We start from the raw sequence: 20,874 nt of genomic DNA, 5'->3' as shown, positions 1-20,874 counted from the left end.
CTCAGGCAGCCACCAGTCGGCCTTCTTCCAGGCGCAGCACCCGATCCATCTGGTGGGCCAGCTGCAGGTCGTGGGTCACCACCAGGAAAGCCGTCCGCAGCGAGCGGCTGAGCTCCAGCATCAACTCCTGGATGCCGTGGGCGGTGTGCTGGTCGAGGTTGCCAGTGGGTTCGTCCAGCAGCACCAGCGCCGGCTGGTTCACCAGGGCGCGGGCAATGGCCACGCGCTGACGCTCACCACCGGACAGCTCCGCCGGCTTGTGGGACAGACGATGCCCCAGGCCCACGCGCTCCAACAGCGCAGTGGCTCGCTGACGCGCCTCGCCAATGGCGGTACGGCCGATCAGCAGCGGCATGCAGACGTTCTCCAGGGCGGTGAACTCCGGCAGCAGGTGGTGGAACTGATAGACGAAACCCAGTGCCCGGTTGCGCAGCAAGCCACGGTTGGTTTCGTTGAGGGCGGACAACTCCTCGCCGGCCAGCCAGACGCTCCCCTTGCTCGGGGTATCCAGCCCGCCCAGCATGTTCAGCAGGGTGCTCTTGCCGGAGCCGGAGCTGCCCACGATGGCTACCCGCTCCCCCGGATGCAGTTCCAGCTCCACGCCGGACAGCACCTCGACGGACTGCGGGCCCTCGTCGTAGCTCTTGCCCAGGTTGCGGCAACTCAGGACTGCCTTGTTACTCATAGCGCAAAGCCTCTGCTGGCTGGGTGCGTGCGGCACGCCAGGCGGGATAAAGGGTGGCGAAGAAACTCAGGACCAGCGCGGCCGAACAGACCAGCACCACGTCTTCAGCCATCAACTGGGACGGCAGGTAATCGATGAAGTAAACGTCGGCATTGAGGAATTTGTGCCCCAGCAGACGCTCCAGCAGGGCGATGGCGCCACTCACGTTGAGCGCGGCAAGGATGCCCAACACACCGCCGATGAAGGTGCCGACGACGCCGATCACCGTGCCCTGGACCATGAAGATACCCATGATCTGCCTGGGGGTAGCACCCAGGGTGCGGAGGATGGCGATGTCACCGCGCTTGTCGGTCACCACCATCACCAGGGTGGAAATGATGTTGAAGGCGGCGACGGCCACGATCAGCAGCAGCAGCAAGCCGATCATGTTTTTCTCCAGCCTGATCGCCTGGTAGAGGTTGCCGTGGGTGCGGGTCCAGTCACGGGCGTAGAAGTCCTCGCCCTTCAGCTCGCCGGCGATCTGCCAGGCCACCTTGGGCGCCTGGAACAGGTCATTGAGCTTGAGGCGCAGGCCCTGCACCTGGTCCGGCTGCCAGCGCTTGAGGCGCGCCACGTCGGACAGGTTAGCAATGGCCAGATAGCCATCCAGTTCACCCGCCCCGACGTGGAAGACCCCGACGACGGTGAAGCGCTTCATGCGCGGGAAGACCCCGGCCGGGGTCACCGCCACTTCCGGCAGAACGAAGGTGACCTTGTCACCGATGCCGACGCCCAGCTTGGTAGCGGCCCGATCGCCGATGACGATGCCGAATTCGCCTGGCTTCAACGCGGACAGACTGCCCTGGCGGAAGAAGTCGCCGATGATGGAGACCTTGCTCTCTTCCTGCGGGTCGACGGCATTGACCAGCACCTTCTGCACCTTGCCGTCCGCCGTCAGGAGCCCCTGCACCTGGGTGTAGGGTGCCACCGCCTTCACTTCGGAATGGCGGGTCACGCCTTCGGCCAGCTTGCGCCAGTCGTTGATGGGCACGGCGGACTCCACGGTGGCATGGGGCACCATGCCCAACACGCGGGTGCGCATCTCATGGTCGAAACCGTTCATGACCGAAAGCACCACGATCATCACCAGCACGCCCAGGGCGAGGCCGATCATCGAAGTCAGGGAAATGAAGGAGACGAAGTAGTTGCGACGCTTGGCGCGCGTGTAGCGGGCGCCTATGTACAGGGACAGCGGTCTGAACATGGAAATGAAGTTCGCTGGCGAAAGAAGAGACGTCCTTGTGGCGGGGCCTGGCGAGCAGCGTTTACACTCAAATTCTGTTCGTGATCTGTCGCGGCGCCCTGGGCGACGCAAACGGACTTGCAAATACGGAACAGCTCTTCGACCACCACTGCTGCCATGGGTTCGCCATGTCGACACGAGACGCGGATGACCGCCGCGAATACTACCGCATCGAAGATACGATCGCACTGGAATTTCGCCCGCTGAAACAGGGCGAAACAGCTGATGAAAGCGGCGCGGACAGCGCTTCCCAGCTGTTCAGCCTGCTCAGCGAACTGCACCTGATGGACTTCGAATCCCAGCATCTGCTGCGGCATATCCATGAGCGCGATCGGACCCTGGCCAGCTATCTCAAAGTCATCAACAAGCGCATCGACCTGCTGGGCCAGGCCCTCGCCCAGAGCCTGCTGCGGGACATCGGTCCGGCACGCCAGGTCATCTTGTCCGAAGGCGGCATCGGCTTCAGCAGCCCTCACCCCATCGAGCTGGGCACCCACCTGGCGATCAAGATGGTGCTAATGCCCCAGGCCCTTGGCCTGCTGCTGCGTGCCGTGGTCATTCACACCCAGCTTCGCGAGGATGGCCAGTTCGACATCGGCACCGAGTTCGAAGCCCTGACCGACGCCCAGCGCCAGTTGCTGGCGCGACACATTTTGCAGAAGCAGGCCCAGCAGCGACGCCTGGCCCGCGAACGCTCTTCCCCTGCCAGCTGAGACCCCTGCATGACGCGCCCCGGCCTTCTGCTGACCCTTCTTCTGGCGCTGCCCGTCAGCGCTGAAACCATAGAGATTCCCGTCGGCGAACAGGGCGATGCAAGCCTGTCGCTGCCCGCCCTTGGCGAGAGCCAACACACCGTACTGCAACGCTTCGGCCTGCCCGATGAAGAACTCCCGGCAGTAGGCAAGCCCCCCATCAGCCGCTGGGACTATCGCGAATTTTCGGTTTACTTCGAAAGCGGACGAGTCATCGACAGCGTCCGCCATCACCAACCCAGAGCACCAAGGGAATAAACGTGACCCTGATCTACGGCCATCGAGGCGCCAAGGGCGAATGCCCGGAAAACACCCTGGCCAGCTTCCGCCAATGCCTGTCACATGACGTGAAGCGTTGCGAGCTGGACCTGCACCTGTCCCGCGACGGTGAGCTGATGGTGATCCACGACTCCACGCTTAAGCGCACCACTGGCCGGCGCGGCAAGGTGGCGGAGCACGATGCGGAAGAATTGGTGAGCTATGACGCCCGCCTGGGCGGCCCGGGCTGGCACCAGCCCTGCCCCATTCCGCGCCTGGCCACCCTGTTCGAGCACTGCAATTTCGAACACTGGCAACTGGAAGTGAAGAGCGCCTCGCGGGTACGGGCTGCGCGCACCGTGCTGGCCATCCAGGAACTGGTCGAGCGTCACGGACTGGTGGACAAGGTGACCGTCACCTCAAGCTCGCGGGAAGTGCTACGGGCGCTGAACCGGCTGGCACCGAAGCTCTCCCGCGGCCTGGTCGCGGAATACGCGTGGCTCGACCCGCTGAAGGTGGCCAAGCACCACGGCTGCAACCTGCTGGCGCTGAACTGGACCCTGTGCACGCCTGAGCGCCTGATTCGGGCGCAGAAGGAAGGCCTGCACGTTTCGGTGTGGACGGTGAACGAACCTGCCCTGATGCGCCGGCTCGCGGACTTCGGCGTGGACAGCATCATCACCGACTTCCCCGGCCTGGCCAGCACGACCCTCGGTCTTCGCTGACCCCCGCGCCGGCGGCGGAAATCCAGCGCATGGATTTCCGCCTACGACCCCAGAAGAAAAACCGGCCACAAGGGCCGGTTCTTTCTTCTGGGCGTCGCCTGATCAGAAGCTCTCCCGGTTCGGCCAGCGCCAGGTGCGCGGATCGTCGAGAGGGTCCTCCCCGGCCGGTTCAGGCGCCCGGCCGGTGCCGCTCAAAAAAGCCGGTTGAGGCCGTCGAACGCCGCCACCCGGTAGGCTTCCGCCATGGTCGGGTAGTTGAAAGTGGTGTTGACGAAGTACTTGATGGTATTCGCCTCGCCCTTCTGGTTCATGATCGCCTGGCCGATGTGCACGATTTCCGAGGCCTGGTAGCCGAAGCAGTGCACGCCAAGGATTTCCAGGGTTTCGCGGTGGAAAAGGATTTTCAGCATGCCCACCGGCTCGTGGGAGATCTGCGCACGGGCCATGCCCTTGAAGAAGGCCTTGCCCACCTCGTAGGGGATCTTCGCCTGGGTCAGTTCCTTCTCGGTCTTACCGATAGAGCTGATCTCCGGAATGGTGTAGATGCCGGTCGGCACGTCATCGACGAAGCGCCAGCTGTCGTTCTCCACTGCGCTGCCAGCGGCGGAGCGGCCCTGGTCAGCAGCCGCACTGGCCAGACTCGGCCAGCCGATCACATCGCCAGCGGCGAAAATGTTGCTGACCTCGGTGCGGTAGTACTGGTCGACGTTGATCTGGCCACGGCTGTTGACCGTGATGCCGATATTCTCCAGGCCCAGCTTGTCGGTGTTGCCGGTACGGCCGTTACACCACAGCAGGCAGTCGGCCTTGATCTTCTTGCCGGACTTGAGGTGCAGGATCACCCCATTCTCCAGACCCTCGATGCGCTCGTACTCCTCGTTGTGGCGGATCAGCACGTTGTTGTTGCGCAGGTGGTAGCTGAGGGCGTCGGAGATTTCGTCGTCGAGGAAGCTGAGCAACTGGTCGCGGTTGTCGATCAGGTCCACCAGCACGCCCAGGCCACTGAAGATCGAGGCGTACTCGGAACCGATGACGCCGGCTCCGTAGATGATGATGCGGCGCGGCGTGTGGGTCAGGCTGAGGATGGTGTCGCTGTCGTAGATACGCGGATGGTGGAAGTCGACATCAGCCGGGCGATAGGGGCGCGAGCCGGTGGCGACGATGATCTGCTTGGCCACCAGTTTTTCCACCACACCGCTGGTGCAGACCACTTCCACGGTCTGCTCGTCATGGAAGCTGGCGGTGCCGAAGAACACATCGACGCGGTTGCGTGCGTAGAAGCCGGTGCGCGAGGCCACCTGCTTGGAGATCACCCGCTCGGCGCTCTTCAGCACATCGGGGAAAGAGAACCAGCGCGGCTCGCCGATCTGGCGGAACAGCGGGTTGGTGTTGTACTGCATGATCTGCCGCACCGAGTGGCGCAGGGCCTTGGACGGGATGGTGCCCAAGTGGGTGCAGTTGCCGCCGACCAGAGGACGGTTGTCCACCACCGCCACCTTGCGCCCGGCCTTGGCGGCGTTCATCGCCGCACCTTCACCCGCCGGGCCGGAACCCAGCACCACTACGTCGTAGTTGTAGACAGCCATGCTTACTCCTTATAACGGGCCGGGGCGCCCTTCTGGCGCCCCCGGCTAGGTCCGCGGTTACCGAAACCGCGGAATTCGGAACCTGTTTCGGCGATCCCGCGCGGGACCTTGAACTGGCGTGCAGCTTAGCCAAGCCGCTTGGCGCTGCACATTAGCGCTTGGTCGCGTCGTAGGCGAGTGTTGATTCCACTACATGGTAGCCCTGCTCTGTTTCCCAGCTGGCAACAATGAGAACAAGGGCTTGCCGGCGACACCTTCAGCGCTCGAACAACTCGCGGAAACGGCGGCTTTCCCGGGTAACGAAGCCGTCTCCCGCACGGCTCACGAAGAAGGCGGAGAGGCCGTGACTTTCCGCGTAAGCCAATCCCCTGTCCGGCCCCAGCACCAGCAGCAGCGTTGAAAGACCGTCCGCCCGCAGCGCCGATTCGTCCACCACGGTGACCTCCGCCAGCGCGTGACTGATGGGCGCCCCCGTCTTCGGATCGAGGGTGTGGGAGTAACGCTTGCCACCCTCTTCAAAGTAGTTGCGATAGTCGCCGGATGTGGAGACACCCAGTCCGTCCAACGGGATGATCTTCTGCGCCACCTGCCGATCATCCCGTGGCGCCTCGATGGCGACGCGCCAAGGCGAGCCATCGGGCTTGCGGCCAATGGCCTTGAGTTCACCGGTAATCTCCACCAGCGCGCTTGCCACGCCCAGTTCGCCCAGGCGCGCCACGACCCGATCCACCGCGTAGCCGGCTGCAATGCTGTTGAAGTCCAACTGCACCGCGGCGTCCTTGCACAGTTCCTGGCCGCGAATGCGCAGGTGCTGGTGGCCCACCTCGGCCTTTGTGGCGGCGATGGCTTCCGCGCTGGGAACCTGATTCCCACGAGACTGCGGACCGAACCCCCAGAGATCGAGCAGTGGCGCCACCGTCATGTCGAAAGCGCCGTCGCTGTCCCTGGATAGCTCGCCGGCGAATGTCACCAGCTCCAGCATGGGCGCCGGCAGTGCCATGCAACTGCCGGCCGGGAGAGCGTTGAATCGCGCCACATCGGAGTCGGCACGGTAGGTGGACATCTGCCGATCGATCTCCGCGAGGATGTCCTCCACTTCGGCGCGCACCCGCTCAACCGAGGGGCCCGTAGCGCTGCGCACGTATTTCACCTCATAGCGGCTGCCCATGGTGGGGCCGCCGAATTGCTCCAGCCGATCGCCACAACCGGCCAGCAGCAGGCTCGCCGGAAGCACCAGGACAAGCCACCTGGCCAGCAAGGCGCCGTTCACGGCCAGACCACACATGGGACGTTCGCAGACCTCAGAATTGATCGGGCCGGCTGGCCCACCTGAAAAAACGGGAGCGCTTGGCTCCCGTTTTCGTGCTGCTGGTTATCGGGCAGTCACCCGTCCGACACCGCGTTTACGCAGGAAATAGAAGACGGCAATCAGCGCCAGCCAGAACGGAATCGCGTAGACCGACACGTTGATGCCCGGAATCATCAGCATGACACCGAGAATCAGCGCCACGAACGCCAGGCACAGGTAGTTGCCGAGGGGATACCAGAGCGCCTTGAAGAACGGCTGGATACCCTGGGCGTCCATGCTCTTGCGGAACTTCAGGTGGGACAGGCTGATCATCGCCCAGTTGATCACCAGGGCCGCCACCACCAGGGCCATCAGCAGCTCAAGCGCCTTCTGCGGCGCCAGATAGTTGACCACCACGCAGAGGAACGTGACCAAGGCCGAGAGACCGATAGCCAGCACCGGCACGCCGCGATCGTCCACCTTCATCAGCGCCTTGGGCGCATCGCCCTGTTCGGCCAGGCCGTAGAGCATCCGGCTGTTGGCGTAGACGCCGCTGTTGTAGACCGAGAGCGCTGCAGTCAGCACCACGAAGTTCAGAATGTGTGCGGCCACGTCGCTGCCGATCAGCGAGAAGATCTGCACGAAGGGGCTGCCGCTGTAGGGATCGCCGGCGGCGTTCAGGGTCTCCAGCAGCTTGTCCCACGGGTAGAGCATCAGCAGCACACTGAGGGCGCCGATGTAGAAGATCAGGATGCGGTAGATCACCTGGTTGATGGCCTTGGGGATCACCTTCTTCGGCTCGCTGGCCTCGGCGGCGGTGATGCCCACCAGCTCCAGACCACCGAACGAGAACATGATGATGGCCAGGACCATCACCAGGCCTTCGAGCCCGTTGGGGAAGAAGCCACCATGGCTCCAGAGGTTGTCCACTGCGGCCTGGGGACCGCCGGTACCGCTGACCAACAGGTAGATGCCGAGGACGATCATGCCGATGATGGCCACCACTTTGATCAGGGCGAACCAGAACTCCGCCTCACCGAAGGCCTTCACATTGGCCAGGTTGATCAGGTTGATCACCACGAAGAAGACCGCTGCCGAGGCCCAGGTCGGCACATCCGGCCACCAGAACTGGATGTACTTGCCCACCGCCGTCAGCTCGGCCATACCCACCAGCACATAGAGCACCCAGTAGTTCCAGCCGGAGAGGAAGCCGGCGTAGCCACCCCAGTACTTGTGCGCGAAATGGCTGAAAGAGCCGGCCACCGGTTCTTCGACGATCATCTCGCCCAGCTGACGCATGATCAGGAATGCAAAGAAGCCGGCAATGGCGTAGCCGAGAATCATCGACGGTCCCGCCGACTTGAGCACCCCGGCCGAGCCCAGGAACAGGCCGGTACCGATGGCGCCGCCCAGCGCGATAAGCTGGATGTGGCGGTTTTTCAGGCCCCTTTTGAGCGGCCCTTGGTGAAGGTGATGTCCTTCCATCTGGGTAGTCCCCAAGCAGTTCTTGTTATCGGATTACAGACGCAAAAATGAAAAACGGGAGCCCGAGAGCTCCCGTTTTTCACAGGTACCAACTTAGTGCGGGAAAGCCGGCGGGTTTACACCAGCCATCTCTTCCATCACACGAACCACCTGGCAGCTGTAACCGAACTCGTTGTCGTACCAGACGTACAGAACAACGCGGTTGTCGTTGCAGATGGTGGCTTCGGCATCAACCACACCGGCGTGGCGGGAACCGACGAAGTCGGAGGACACCACTTCCTGGGAGGAGACGTAATCGATCTGCTTGTGCAGATCCGAATGCATGGCCGCCTGGCGCAGGTATTCGTTGATCTCGTCGCGGGAGGTGGCCTTTTCCAGGTTCAGGTTCAGGATCGCCATGGAGACGTTCGGAGTCGGAACACGGATCGCGTTGCCGGTCAGCCTGCCCTTCAGTACCGGCAGGGCCTTGGCGGCTGCGGTGGCGGCACCGGTCTCGGTGATCACCATGTTCAGCGGAGCGCTGCGGCCGCGACGGCTGCCCTTGTGGAAGTTGTCGATCAGGTTCTGGTCGTTGGTGTACGAGTGAACGGTTTCGACGTGGCCGTTGACGATGCCGAACTGATCATTGACTGCCTTCAGCACCGGCACGATGGCGTTGGTGGTGCAGGAAGCGGCGGAGATGATCTTGTCGTCGGCGGTGATGTCGCCGTGGTTGATGCCGTGAACGATGTTCTTCAGGGCACCCTTGCCAGGAGCGGTCAGGACCACGCGATCGATACCCGGGCACTTCAGGTGCTGGCCCAGGCCTTCGGCGTCGCGCCACTTGCCGGTGTTGTCCACCAGCAGGGCGTTCTTGATGCCGTAGGCGGTGTAGTCGATCGAGGCCGGATCGTTGGAGTAGATCACCTGGATCAGGTTGCCGTTGGCGGTCAGGGTGTTGTTTTCCTCGTCGATGACGATGGTGCCATCGAACGGACCGTGCACGGAGTCACGACGCAGCAGGCTGGCGCGCTTGACCAGGTCGTTCTCGGCGCCCTTGCGGACGACGATGGCGCGCAGGCGCAGGCCGTCGCCGCCACCGGTCTTCTCGATCAGGATGCGGGCCAGCAGGCGGCCGATACGGCCGAAGCCGTACAGGACGACGTCGGTGCCTTCGCGGGCAGCGCCGTTCTGCTTGCCGACCACATCGGCCAGTTCGTCCTTGGTGAACTGCTCGATGCTGCGGCCGTTACCTTCGGCCTTGAACTTGGCAACCATCTTGCCCAGGTCCACGGAAGCGGCGCCCAGCTTGAGCTCGCTCATGGCCTTGAGAATCGGGAAGGTTTCGTGAACCGAAAGCTCGGCTTCGTCTACCAGGCGGTGACGAGCAAAACGGTGAGCCTTGAGGATGGCGATCACGGAGCGGTTGATCAGGCCACGGCCATAGATCGAAGTCACAACATTGTTGTTGCGATACAGCTGGCCAATCATCGGAATCATGGCTTCCGCGAGGGCTTCACGATCGATCCATTCACCGAGACACTGGTCGGGCTTCTGAGTCACGGGCAGTACCTTCCACATGTAGGGGATGAAAAAAGGGGCTACATTATGACGGCGCGCGCAGGCGCCGGCAATCAGCAGCGGCCTCAACACTGACATCCGCTAGTCGGGATAGTTACAATCCGCCGATCATTTTTCTGACCGGAGCCCTACTGCCCGTGTCCGTATTGCGCCTCCCGCCCCTGCCCTCCGCCGCCGGCAAGCAGCATTGGGGCAATCTGCCCGGTGCCGCCCTGAGTCTGGCCATCGCCGAAGCCGCCAGCACCGGCAAGCGATTCACCCTGCTGCTCACCGCCGACAGCCAGACCGCTGAACGCCTGGAGCAGGAGCTCGGCTTCTTTGCCCCGGACCTGGACGTCCTGCACTTCCCTGACTGGGAAACCCTGCCCTACGACCTCTTCTCGCCGCACCAGGACATCATTTCCCAGCGCGTCGACACGCTGTACCGACTGCCCGAGGTCAAGCGCGGCGTGCTGGTGGTACCCATCACCACCGCCCTGCACCGCCTGGCGCCGACCCGCTTCCTGCTGGGTTCCAGCCTGGTGCTGGACGTGGGCCAGAAGCTGGACGTCGAGCAGATGCGCCTGCGGCTGGAGGCGGCCGGCTACCGCTGCGTAGACACCGTCTATGAACATGGCGAGTTCGCCGTGCGCGGCGCCCTGATCGACCTCTTCCCGATGGGCAGCGACCTGCCCTACCGCGTCGACCTGTTCGATGACGAGATCGAGACCCTGCGCACCTTCGACCCGGAGACCCAGCGCTCCATCGAGAAAGTGGAGTCCATCCGCCTGCTGCCGGCCCGCGAATTCCCGCTGGACAAGAAGGCCGTCACCGACTTCCGCGGCCGCTTCCGCGAACGCTTCGACGTGGATTTCCGCCGCTGTCCCATCTACCAGGACCTGGCCAGCGGCATCACCCCGGCCGGCATCGAGTACTACCTGCCGCTGTTCTTCGAGGAGAGCGCCACCCTCTTCGACTACCTGCCAGCGGATACCCAGGTGTTTTCCCTGCCGGGCATCGAGCAGGCCGCCGAGCAGTTCTGGACCGATGTGCGCAACCGCTATGAGGAGCGCCGAATCGACCCCGAGCGGCCGCTGGTGCCGCCCGCCGAACTGTTCCTGCCGGTTGAGGATTGCTTTGCCCGCCTCAAGGGCTCGCCCCGCCTGGTGCTGAGCCAGGAAGACATCGAAACCGGCGTGGGCCGTGAGCGCTTCTCCGCCCGCGCCCTGCCGGACCTGGCCATCCAGGCCAAGGCCACCGAGCCCCTGGCCGCGCTGCGCCGATTCATCGAGGAGTTCCCCGGCCGCGTGCTGTTCAGCGCCGAATCCGCTGGCCGCCGCGAAGTGCTGCTGGAAATGCTCGCGCGCCTCAAGCTGCGCCCGCAGGAAGTCGAGGGCTGGCCGGCGTTCATCGCCAGCAGCGAGCGCCTGGCCATCACCATCGCGCCTCTGGATGAGGGCCTGCTGCTGGATGACCCGGGACTGGCGCTGATCGCCGAGAGCCCGCTGTTCGGCCAGCGCGTGATGCAGCGCCGCCGCCGCGAGCGCCGTGGCGATGCCGGCGACAACGTGATCAAGAACCTCGCCGAACTGCGCGAAGGCGCGCCCGTGGTGCACATCGACCACGGCGTCGGCCGCTACCTGGGACTGATCACCCTGGAAATCGACGGCCAGGCCGCCGAATTCCTCGCCCTCCAATACGCCGAGGAAGCCAAGCTCTACGTGCCGGTGGCCAGCCTGCATCTGATCGCCCGCTACACCGGCAGCGACGACGCCCTCGCGCCGCTGCACCGCCTGGGCTCGGAAACCTGGCAGAAGGCCAAGCGCAAGGCCGCCGAGCAGGTCCGCGACGTCGCCGCCGAACTGTTGGACGTCTATGCCCGCCGCGCCGCCCGCGAAGGCTATGCATTCAAGGACCCCAAGGCCGATTACGCCACCTTCTCCGCCGGCTTCCCGTTCGAGGAGACCCCGGACCAGCAGGCCGCCATCGAAGCCGTTGTGGCCGACATGCTGACGCCCAAGCCCATGGACCGCCTGGTGTGCGGCGACGTCGGCTTCGGCAAGACCGAAGTCGCCATGCGCGCCGCCTTCGTCGCGGTGCACAGCGGCAAGCAGGTGGCCGTACTGGTGCCGACCACCCTGCTCGCCCAGCAGCACTACAACAGCTTCCGCGACCGCTTCGCCGACTGGCCGGTAACCGTGGAAGTGATGAGCCGCTTCAAGTCGGCCAAGGAAGTGGAAGGCGCGGCGCAGCAGCTGGCCGAAGGCAAGATCGACATCATCATCGGCACCCACAAGCTGCTGCAGGATGACGTGCGCTTCAAGAACCTGGGCCTGGCCATCATCGACGAGGAACATCGCTTCGGCGTGCGCCAGAAGGAACAGCTGAAGTCCCTGCGCAGCGAGGTGGACATCCTCACGCTCACCGCCACGCCCATCCCGAGGACCCTGAACATGGCCGTCGCGGGCATGCGCGACCTGTCCATCATCGCCACGCCGCCGGCGCGCCGCCTGTCGGTACGCACCTTCGTCATGGAGCGGCAGAAGACCGCCATCAAGGAAGCCCTGCTCCGCGAGCTGCTGCGCGGCGGCCAGGTCTACTACCTGCATAACGAAGTGGCGACCATCGAGAAATGCGCCGCCGAGCTGGCCGAACTGGTGCCGGAGGCGCGCATCGCCGTCGGCCACGGACAGATGCGCGAACGCGAACTCGAACAGGTGATGAGTGACTTCTACCACAAGCGCTTCAACGTGCTGGTGGCCTCCACCATCATCGAAACCGGTATTGACGTGCCCAGCGCCAACACCATCGTGATCGAGCGTGCCGACAAGTTCGGCCTGGCCCAGTTGCACCAGCTACGCGGCCGCGTGGGTCGCAGCCACCACCAGGCCTACGCCTACCTGCTGACGCCACCGCGCAAGCAGATGACTCCGGACGCCGAGAAGCGACTGGAAGCCATCGCCAACGCCCAAGACCTCGGCGCAGGCTTTGTCCTCGCCACCCACGACCTGGAAATCCGTGGCGCCGGCGAATTGCTGGGGGAAGGCCAGAGCGGCCAGATCCAGGCCGTCGGCTTCACCCTCTATATGGAAATGCTCGAACGGGCAGTGAAAGCCATCCGCAAGGGCGAGCAGCCCAACCTCGAGCAGCCCCTTGGTGGCGGGCCGGAAATCAACCTGCGGGTGCCGGCGCTGATCCCCGAGGATTATCTGCCGGACGTGCATGCGCGCCTGATCCTCTACAAGCGCATTGCGTCGGCGACCGACGAGGACGGCCTGAAAGAATTGCAGGTGGAGATGATCGACCGCTTCGGCCTGCTGCCCGAGCCCAGCAAGCACCTGGTGCGCCTGACCCTGCTCAAGCTGCAGGCGGAGAAGCTCGGGATCAAGAAAGTCGACGCGGGCCCGCAAGGTGGCCGTATCGAATTCGCCGCCGACACCTGCGTCGACCCGCTGGTACTGATCAAGCTGATCCAGGGCCAGCCCAAGCGCTACAAGTTCGAAGGCGCCACCCTGTTCAAATTCCAGGTGCCCATGGAGCGCCCGGAAGAACGCTTCAATACCCTTGAAGCCCTGTTCGAACGCCTGACCCCGCAGTAGTCTGCGGAATGATTGCCCCTATAAGGACCAACCCATGCGTGCCATCCGTAACTTCGCCCTGCTGCTCGCCCTGCTGGCCCCGGCAGCCTTCGCCGACGGCCTCTATTCGGTGGAGATGATCATCTTCCGCCAGTCCGGCGATCCCATCCCGGCCAGCCAGCCGGCCCCGGACGACTGGGCTGCGGGCAGCCAGTCCATCGCCGGCAGCGAGCGTGGCACTGCGCTTGATGGCGAAGCGGCCAAACTCAACCCCAACGCCGGCTATGAGGTGCTGCTGCACAAGGCCTGGTCCCAGAACCTCTCCGCTACCCCGAACAAGGTCTCGGTCACATCCGGCAACCAGCAGCTTGGCCACTATCCGGTGGAAGGCACCCTGGCACTCACCCTCGACCGCAGCGTCGACGCCCAGGCCGACTTCTGGATCAACCAGTTCGACGGCAGCGGCCTGATCAGCAGCAGCGAACGCCTGCGCCAGGGCACTCGCCTGAAGAACGGCGAGCTCACCTACCTCGACCACGGCAACCTCGGCATCCTGATCCGCATCAGCCCGCTCTAAGGCGCCATGAGTGCCCTGCTCGACCAACTGAGAGAAATGGACTGGCGCCTGGACTTCGATCCGGGCGCGCTGTCCCGCGGTCTCCAGTACGCAACGGAAGATCGAGTCCGCCTGCTCAGCCTGAGTGACAAGTCCATCGAGACCCGTTGCGAAGGCTCCGAGGGCCACTTCTACACCCAGCGCATTCGCCTCGCCCCCCAGGGGCTGGGCGTCGTGGGCAATTGCAGCTGCCCGGTGGGTTACAACTGCAAGCACTGCGTCGCGGCCATCGCCCTTCTCCTGGCACAACCCGCCTCCGGCTGGCAGCCTCCGCCGCCGCCCAGCGAAAAGCTGGTGGACGACCTGTTGCCAACGCCGCACCTGATCCTTGGCAGCCACGCCCAGAGCCAGTACGACCTGCGCAGCGGGCGCATGGTGGGCAGCCAGCAGCATCGCGCCGGCCTGGTCTTCGACTACGGCGGCGCACACACGCACGGCAAACCGGCCAGACCGGAGCGGCTGCACCACCGCACCAACGGCGAACGACTCTCCATCGCCCGCAACCCGAAGGCCGAACAGGCCTGGCGCGACAGCCTGCGCCAACTGGGCTTCAAGGAAGCCCTGCGGCAAAGCCTGGCCCTACCCGCCAACAGCGCGGAAATGTTCGAACTGTCCAGCGATGAACAGTGGCTCCACTTCATGAGGCAACAACTGCCGGCCCTTCGGGAACAGGGCTGGCAGGTCGATATTCGCCCCGGTTTTCAATTCGACCTCACGCAGGTGGAAGGCTGGTACGCGGAAGTGGACGAAGCGCCTGGCCGCGAGTGGTTCGACCTGGAGTTGGGCATCGTCGTCGAAGGCCGCCGCATCAGCCTGCTGCCGGTGCTCCTGCGCCTGATCCAGCGCAATCCCGAACTGCTGGACCCGCAGAACCTGCAACGACGCAAGGACGACGAACAGCTGCGCCTGCAACTGGACGCCACCCGCGCCACCGATGGCCGCCCCCTGCAGGTGATGCTGCCCTTCTCACGGCTGAAACCCGTACTGGCCACCCTGGGTCACCTGTACCACCGCGACCAGGACCCGACGCCCGCACTGCGCCTGGCCCGCCCCGATGCAGCACACCTGCGGCAGCTGGAAGCCCTCGACCTGCATTGGCAGGGCGGCGATGACGTACGCGATCTGGCGCGCAAGCTGCACGAGGGAGGCAAGGCCACCAGCAGCCCGCCAAAGGGTCTGAATGCCGAACTGCGCCATTACCAGCTGGAAGGCCTGACCTGGCTGCAAACGCTTCGCGAGGTAGGCGCCGGCGGCATTCTCGGCGACGACATGGGCCTGGGCAAAACCCTGCAGACCCTGGCGCACCTGCTGCTGGAAAAGGAAGCCGGACGCCTGGACCGCCCAGCCCTGGTGGTAATGCCCACCAGCCTGATTCCCAACTGGCTCGACGAAGCGGCGCGCTTCGCTCCGGATCTCCGCGTCCTTGCGCTGCATGGCCCGGGCCGGAAGAAGGCATTCGAGCAGATGCACGGGCATGACCTGTTGCTGACCACCTACGCCCTGCTCCCCCGGGACCTGGAGCACTTCGCGGACCTGCCGCTGCACCTGCTGATCCTCGACGAGGCGCAATACATCAAGAACCCGTCCAGCAAGGCGGCACAAGCCGTTCGCCAGCTGGAGTCGCGGCAGCGGATCTGCCTGACCGGCACGCCGCTGGAAAACCACCTTGGCGAGCTCTGGTCGCTGTTCCATTTCCTGATGCCCGGCTGGCTCGGGGACAGCCAGAGCTTCCTGCGCAATTACCGCAACCCCATCGAGAAACACGGCGACGCCACCCGTCTGGCCCACCTCAACGCGCGCCTCAAACCCTTCCTGCTGCGCCGCAGCAAGGAGGCGGTAGCGACCGAATTGCCGGCCAAGAGCGAGATCACCCAATGGGTCGAACTCAGCGACCGCCAGCGCGACCTCTATGAGACGGTACGCCTGGCCATGGACACCAAGGTGCGGGACGAAATCGACCGCAAGGGCCTGGCCCGCAGCCAGATTGTCATCCTCGAAGCGCTGCTGAAGCTGCGCCAGGTCTGCTGCGATACCCGCCTGATCGAAGAGATCGGCACGCGCTCGCGCGGCAGCAGCTCCGGCAAGCTGGACAGCCTGATGGAGATGCTCGAAGAGTTGATCGCTGAAGGCCGCAAAGTGCTGCTGTTCTCCCAGTTCACCAGCATGCTGGCGCTGATCGAGGACGAACTGCGCAAGCGCGCTATTGACTACGTGCAGATCACCGGCGAAACCCGCGACCGGCGCACGCCGGTGCAGCGCTTCCAGGCCGGCGAGGTGCCGCTCTTCCTCATCAGCCTCAAGGCCGGTGGCACCGGCCTGAACCTGACCGCCGCCGACACCGTGATCCACTATGACCCCTGGTGGAACCCGGCCGTTGAGCGCCAGGCTACCGACCGTGCCTATCGCATCGGCCAGGATAAGCCGGTGTTCGTCTACCGGTTGATTTCACGGGGAACGGTGGAAGAGAAGATCCAGCAGCTGCAAGCACATAAGGCAGCACTGGCGCAGGGCGTTCTGGACGGAAGGGAGAAGGAAGACTGGCGTTTGCAGGAAGAGGATATCGACGCCCTTTTCGCACCCCTGCCCCGCTTCGCCTGATGGGCGACCCAAGCTGTCTCTCCCCGTGCAAAATCATTCGAGAAAGCAGAACTGCCGACGGGTATCAGAGACATGACACCCGTCGGCGGCGCAGCTGATCTCAGGCCTTCAGTACATGGGCCAGGACATTGCGTACCTTGTCGATGCCCTCGGCCAGCGCGGCCTCGATCTCAGCCATGGTGATGATGCCTTCGGACTTGCCGGCAGCGGGGTTCACCACCAGCGACAGGCACGCATAGGGCAGGCCCAGTTCACGAGCCAGGGCGGCCTCGGGCATGCCGGTCATGCCGACGATATCGCAGCCATCGCGCTCCAGGCGAACGATCTCGGCCACAGTCTCCAGGCGCGGGCCCTGGGTGCAGCCATAGACGCCGAAGTCGCTGTGGGGGTAGTCGCAGGCGTTCAGTGCCGCCAGCAGGCTCGTACGCAGACCCTCATCGTACGGGTGGCTGAAATCGATGTGGGTGACATGGTCCAGATCGCCTTCGAAGAAGGTACCGATGCGGCCATGGGTGTAGTCGATCACCTGATGCGGAACCACCAGATGGCCGCTGCCCATGGCCGGATGGATGCCGCCCACCGCATTCACGGCGATCACTGCCTGGGCGCCGGCATGCTTGAGGGCCCAGAGGTTGGCGCGGTAGTTCACCTGGTGCGGAGGAATCCGGTGCGGGTGACCGTGGCGAGCGAGGAACAAGACGTCGTGGCCGGCGTACTCGCCGTGCACGATGCCAGCCGAAGGTGCGCCATAAGGCGTGTCAGGGTTGAGCAGGGCTTTCATGCTCAGGCCTTCGAGCTGGGTCAGGCCTGTACCACCGATGATGGCGTAGACGGTCATTTCGGTTCCTCAATCGATCAACTGTGCTTCGCGCAGGGCTGAAACAGCCTGCAGCCAACGGGGGTCCTGACGGTACTCGGTGCCGGGGAAGGCGCGGCGGCGCATCCGAGCCAGGCTGGCCGGCGGCGTGACGCCCATTCGCTGTAGACGCGACAGGGCCAGTTCGGCAGCGGCGCGGTCGTTGCACACCAGGCCCATGTCACAGCCAGCGGTGAGCGCCGCCTCGATGCGCTCTGCGGCGTCCCCCACGACGTGGGCGCCCGCCATGGACAGGTCATCGCTGAAAATGACCCCGGAGAAGTTCAGTTCGCCGCGCAGGATGTCCTGCAGCCAGCGCCGGGAGAAGCCTGCCGGCTGGGCGTCCACCTGCGGGTAGATGACGTGGGCGGGCATCATGCCGTCCAGTTCCGAAGCCAGGCGAGCAAACGGAACCAGATCGCTCTGGCGGATTTGCTCGAGACTGCGCTCGTCGGTGGGGATGGCCACATGGGAATCCGCTTCCGCCCAGCCGTGGCCGGGAAAGTGCTTGCCAGTAGCCGCCATGCCCGCAGCGCGCAAGCCACGTATGAAGGCGCCGGCGAGACGCGCCGCGCGCTGCGGGTCGCCCTCGAAGGCTCGACTGCCAACCACGGCACTGCGCTGGTGGTCCAGGTCCAGCACCGGGGCGAAGCTGATATCCAGGCCGACTGCGAGAACTTCGGTCGCCATCAACCAGCCGCACTGCTCGGCCAGTTGCTCGGCGTTGTCGTTATCCGCCAACGCACGCATGGCCGGCAGGCGCAGGAAACCCTGGCGCAGACGCTGCACGCGGCCACCTTCCTGGTCGACCGCCAGGATCAGGTCGGGGCGCACCGCACGAATGGAGGCGCAGAGTTCGCGCACCTGGCGCGGACTCTCGATATTGCGAGCAAAGATGATCAGGCCGGCGACTTCAGGCTGACGGAGGATCTGCCGATCCTCGGCGGTCAACCAGGCGCCACCGATATCCAGCATCAGGGAACCTTGCATGAAAAATCCTTAGGAGAGTTTTGCCGACGCCCAGTCCGGGCACGGCGCTTCGTCTATGCGCACCGCACAATGGACGGGCACCCGGTCGAAGAGTTCCAGCACATCGGCATTGCGCAGACGAATGCAACCGTGGGAACGGGGAACGCCCATGGGCTCGGTATCCGGTGTGCCGTGCAGGTAGATGTAGCGACGGAAGCTGTCCACCGTGCCGAGGCGATTTCGGCCGGGCTCGCAACCGCTCAGCCAGAGGATGCGGCTGAGGATCCAGTCCCGCCCGGGAAAGCGCTCATGCAGCTCGGCACTCCAGACTTCGCCCGTCCAACGACGGCCACGCAGCACCGCGCCCATGGGCAGCCCGGAACCAATGCGCGCACGAACCTGATGCAGGCCTCGAGGGGTGCAATTGGAGCCGTTGGTTTCGCCCGGGCCGTTAAGGGCCGTGGACACGAGCATGCGCAGCACCAACCGCCCCTCGGCGAAGCCGTAGAGCTGCTGGTCAGCGATGGAGATATGCAGGAGATCGAGGTTTTGCATGGGCCGCAAGCTTAGCCGATCAGCTCGCTTGCGCCCATCGTTTTACGCCTTGGCCGGAGCGGCCGGGGCCTTGTTGCGCGGCTTCAGCACAGCGCCGGCCAACGCTTCGTCCGTCACGCCGGTTTCGGCGCGCATGCCCGCTGCGAGGAACGGCACCATCAACCGCATCACCTGCTCGATCGAGGTGTTCACGCCAAAGTCGTTCTCGGCCATGGCGCGCAATGCCTTGATGCCGGACATGCTGAATGCCGCCGCACCGAGCATGAAGTGCACCCGCCAGAACAGCTCCAGCGGCGGCACTTTGGGGGCGGAGTCGTTCACCAGCAGCATGTACCGACGGAAGACTTTCCCGTAAACCTCTTCAAGGTACTTGCGCAGATGGCCCTGGCTCTGACTGAATGCAAGTCCGAGCAGGCGCATAAAGATGGAGAGGTCATTTCCGCTGCGAGGCTTTACCGCCAGCGCCTGTTCGACGAGCATTTCCAGCAGCTCTTCGAGGCTGGCCTTGCTCTCGGCCTTGGCCTGGCGGCGATCCAGTTCACGCTCCAGACTCTGGCAGAACGGACCGAGGAAACGTGAGAAGACCGCCTGGATCAGCGCCTTCTTCGAGCCGAAGTGATAGTTCACCGCCGCCAGGTTGACCCCGGCCTTGCTGGTGATCAGGCGCAACGAAGTCTCGGCGAAGCCTTTTTCCGCGAACAGCTGTTCCGCAGCATCCAGAATGCGCTCAACGGTTTCCGACTGGGCCATGGCTCCTCCGCCTGACAAACACTTGTTTGAAACATACGTTTCAGGCCGTCAGCTTGTCAAGCCGTACACACCATTATCTGACGCGGCAGTCATCATCCCCGACACCAGGACCACCAGACGGTAATTCCGACCGCCACACTCCCGCACCCTGTCGCCACGAAAAGAAGCATTGCCAAGACCGGATCACTGTATATAATTCCAGTCACTGTATAAAAAGACAGAGCGCCGCCATGCTGAAACTGACGCCCCGCCAAGCCGAGATTCTCGCATTCATCAAGCGCTGCCTTGAAGACAACGGCTTTCCCCCCACTCGTGCGGAAATCGCCCAGGAACTCGGCTTCAAGTCCCCTAACGCCGCCGAGGAGCATCTCAAGGCCCTGGCACGCAAGGGTGCGATCGAGATGACCCCGGGCGCTTCCCGCGGCATCCGCATCCCCGGCTTCGAACCCGGCAACAATGAAGACGACGGCCTGCCGGTGATCGGCCGGGTCGCCGCCGGCGCGCCAATCCTCGCCCAGCAGAACATCGAGGAATCCTGCCGCATCAACCCCGACTTTTTCCATCCTCGCGCCGACTACCTACTGCGTGTTCGCGGCATGTCCATGAAGGACATTGGCATCTATGACGGCGACCTACTCGCTGTGCACAGCACCCGCGAGGTTCGCAATGGCCAGGTGGTGGTGGCGCGATTGGGCGACGACGTCACCGTCAAGCGCTTCAAGCGCGAGGGTGACAAGGTCTGGCTGATCGCCGAAAACCCCGAATTCGCCCCCATCGAAGTGAACCTGGATGAACAGGATCTGGTGATCGAAGGTTTGAGTGTCGGCGTAATCCGCCGCTAAAGGAGGCCTTATGCAGTTCCCGCAGTCTCTCGGTCGGTCCCAGCTGCCGCTGTTCCACGACGCCATCCTGGCCAACCCTGTCGTGCCGATGTTGACCGACATCGTGGAAGAACCCACCCCGGAAGAGCCGGAAGCATTCAGCGAGCTCTCGCTACGCGGTGCCAGCGGACACTGCCGACACCTTCTGGCATCGGTGCTGCGGGAACTGAGCGAAGAACAGGATGCACGCTGGCTGACACTGGTCGGCGCTCCTGCCAGCCTGACCCGGGACTGGCTGCGCGAATCCGGACTCAACCGAGAGCGCATCCTGCTCCTGCAGCCCCGAGGAGAGCAAAGCGCCCTCGATCTGGCTTGCGAAGCCCTGCGCCTGGGCCGCAGCCACACCGTGGTCAGCTGGATTCAATTGGGGCAGAAAGCCAAGCGCCAGCTGGCCGAAGCGGCACGCCTAGGCGGCGCTCAGAGCTTGAACATTCTGCTGGGCTGAAGAGAACAGGCACAGGTCAACGACCT

18 protein-coding genes are annotated in these 20,874 nt (G+C 64.2%); 8 read left to right on the top strand and 10 right to left on the bottom strand.

Annotated features, from left to right (window positions below):
- Position 1: 1 nt before the first annotated feature.
- Both lolD and TQ98_RS09490 read right to left on the bottom strand, forming a co-directional pair.
- Positions 2-685 carry a lipoprotein-releasing ABC transporter ATP-binding protein LolD gene (gene lolD / locus TQ98_RS09495; RefSeq protein ID WP_044875086.1) on the bottom strand — a complete coding sequence of 228 codons (684 nt, stop codon included), beginning with the start codon at positions 683-685 and terminating at the stop codon, positions 2-4.
- Complete coding sequence (locus TQ98_RS09490; protein WP_044875085.1) at positions 678-1,928, bottom strand: lipoprotein-releasing ABC transporter permease subunit; 1,251 nt, start codon at positions 1,926-1,928, stop codon at positions 678-680. Before TQ98_RS09490 ends, lolD begins: the two co-directional genes overlap by 8 nt.
- A gap of 167 nt (positions 1,929-2,095) precedes the next feature.
- Here TQ98_RS09490 and TQ98_RS09485 point away from each other — a divergent pair, with 167 nt between their 5' ends.
- The 3 genes from TQ98_RS09485 to TQ98_RS09475 are packed head-to-tail and all read left to right on the top strand — an operon-like array spanning position 2,096 to position 3,702.
- Positions 2,096-2,680: a PilZ domain-containing protein gene (locus tag TQ98_RS09485; protein WP_044875474.1), complete on the top strand. Its 585-nt coding sequence runs from the start codon at positions 2,096-2,098 to the stop codon at positions 2,678-2,680.
- Between the two features lie 9 nt (positions 2,681-2,689).
- The gene (locus TQ98_RS09480) at positions 2,690-2,977 is read left to right on the top strand and encodes a hypothetical protein (RefSeq protein ID WP_044875084.1); all 288 of its coding nucleotides are present in this window, start codon (positions 2,690-2,692) and stop codon (positions 2,975-2,977) included.
- A gap of 2 nt (positions 2,978-2,979) precedes the next feature.
- Entirely contained in the window at positions 2,980-3,702 is a 723-nt protein-coding gene (locus tag TQ98_RS09475; protein ID WP_044875083.1) for a glycerophosphodiester phosphodiesterase, read from the top strand.
- Positions 3,703-3,893: 191 nt separating this feature from the next.
- On the opposite strand, the gene sthA is transcribed toward TQ98_RS09475, so the two are convergent.
- The 4 genes from sthA to TQ98_RS09455 all read right to left on the bottom strand — a co-directional run bounded on the left by sthA (position 3,894) and on the right by TQ98_RS09455 (position 9,621).
- Positions 3,894-5,288, bottom strand: coding sequence for a Si-specific NAD(P)(+) transhydrogenase (gene sthA / locus TQ98_RS09470; RefSeq protein WP_103102927.1), 1,395 nt, complete (start codon positions 5,286-5,288; stop codon positions 3,894-3,896).
- 256 nt (positions 5,289-5,544) lie between these two features.
- Positions 5,545-6,456, bottom strand: a complete 912-nt coding sequence (locus tag TQ98_RS09465) for an FAD:protein FMN transferase (RefSeq protein WP_242443193.1) — start codon at positions 6,454-6,456, stop codon at positions 5,545-5,547.
- Between the two features lie 204 nt (positions 6,457-6,660).
- On the bottom strand, positions 6,661-8,061 hold the full coding sequence (locus TQ98_RS09460; RefSeq protein WP_044875080.1) for an amino acid permease: 1,401 nt from the start codon (positions 8,059-8,061) through the stop codon (positions 6,661-6,663).
- Positions 8,062-8,154: 93 nt separating this feature from the next.
- Entirely contained in the window at positions 8,155-9,621 is a 1,467-nt protein-coding gene (locus tag TQ98_RS09455; protein ID WP_044875079.1) for a glyceraldehyde-3-phosphate dehydrogenase, read from the bottom strand.
- Between the two features lie 137 nt (positions 9,622-9,758).
- On the opposite strand from TQ98_RS09455, the gene mfd reads away from it, so the two are divergent.
- The 3 genes from mfd to TQ98_RS09440 are packed head-to-tail and all read left to right on the top strand — an operon-like array spanning position 9,759 to position 16,392.
- A complete protein-coding gene (gene mfd / locus TQ98_RS09450) occupies positions 9,759-13,199 on the top strand; it encodes a transcription-repair coupling factor (RefSeq protein ID WP_044875078.1) in 3,441 nt (1,146 codons plus the stop codon).
- 34 nt (positions 13,200-13,233) lie between these two features.
- Positions 13,234-13,755, top strand: coding sequence for a CsiV family protein (locus TQ98_RS09445; RefSeq protein ID WP_044875077.1), 522 nt, complete (start codon positions 13,234-13,236; stop codon positions 13,753-13,755).
- Positions 13,756-13,761: 6 nt separating this feature from the next.
- The gene (locus TQ98_RS09440) at positions 13,762-16,392 is read left to right on the top strand and encodes a DEAD/DEAH box helicase (RefSeq protein WP_177410167.1); all 2,631 of its coding nucleotides are present in this window, start codon (positions 13,762-13,764) and stop codon (positions 16,390-16,392) included.
- Between the two features lie 100 nt (positions 16,393-16,492).
- Here TQ98_RS09440 and TQ98_RS09435 read toward each other — a convergent pair whose 3' ends face one another.
- The 4 genes from TQ98_RS09435 to TQ98_RS09420 are packed head-to-tail and all read right to left on the bottom strand — an operon-like array spanning position 16,493 to position 19,522.
- Positions 16,493-17,230, bottom strand: a complete 738-nt coding sequence (locus TQ98_RS09435; RefSeq protein WP_044875076.1) for an S-methyl-5'-thioinosine phosphorylase — start codon at positions 17,228-17,230, stop codon at positions 16,493-16,495.
- Positions 17,231-17,239: 9 nt separating this feature from the next.
- On the bottom strand, positions 17,240-18,238 hold the full coding sequence (gene nagZ, locus TQ98_RS09430) for a beta-N-acetylhexosaminidase (protein ID WP_103102926.1): 999 nt from the start codon (positions 18,236-18,238) through the stop codon (positions 17,240-17,242).
- A gap of 9 nt (positions 18,239-18,247) precedes the next feature.
- Positions 18,248-18,772, bottom strand: coding sequence for a L,D-transpeptidase (locus TQ98_RS09425; RefSeq protein WP_044875073.1), 525 nt, complete (start codon positions 18,770-18,772; stop codon positions 18,248-18,250).
- A gap of 42 nt (positions 18,773-18,814) precedes the next feature.
- The gene (locus TQ98_RS09420) at positions 18,815-19,522 is read right to left on the bottom strand and encodes a TetR/AcrR family transcriptional regulator (protein WP_044875072.1); all 708 of its coding nucleotides are present in this window, start codon (positions 19,520-19,522) and stop codon (positions 18,815-18,817) included.
- Positions 19,523-19,752: 230 nt separating this feature from the next.
- On the opposite strand from TQ98_RS09420, the gene lexA reads away from it, so the two are divergent.
- Complete coding sequence (gene lexA, locus TQ98_RS09415) at positions 19,753-20,364, top strand: transcriptional repressor LexA (protein ID WP_044875071.1); 612 nt, start codon at positions 19,753-19,755, stop codon at positions 20,362-20,364.
- A 10-nt stretch (positions 20,365-20,374) separates the two neighbouring features.
- A complete protein-coding gene (gene sulA, locus TQ98_RS09410) occupies positions 20,375-20,848 on the top strand; it encodes an SOS-induced cell division inhibitor SulA (protein ID WP_044875070.1) in 474 nt (157 codons plus the stop codon).
- The last annotated feature ends 26 nt before the right edge of the window (positions 20,849-20,874 follow it).

Source organism: Pseudomonas sp. LFM046 (assembly GCF_000949385.2).
Taxonomy (GTDB): Bacteria; Pseudomonadota; Gammaproteobacteria; order Pseudomonadales; family Pseudomonadaceae; genus Metapseudomonas.
Note: the sequence above shows the minus strand (reverse complement) of the source record. Positions and strands in the feature narration are given on the sequence as shown.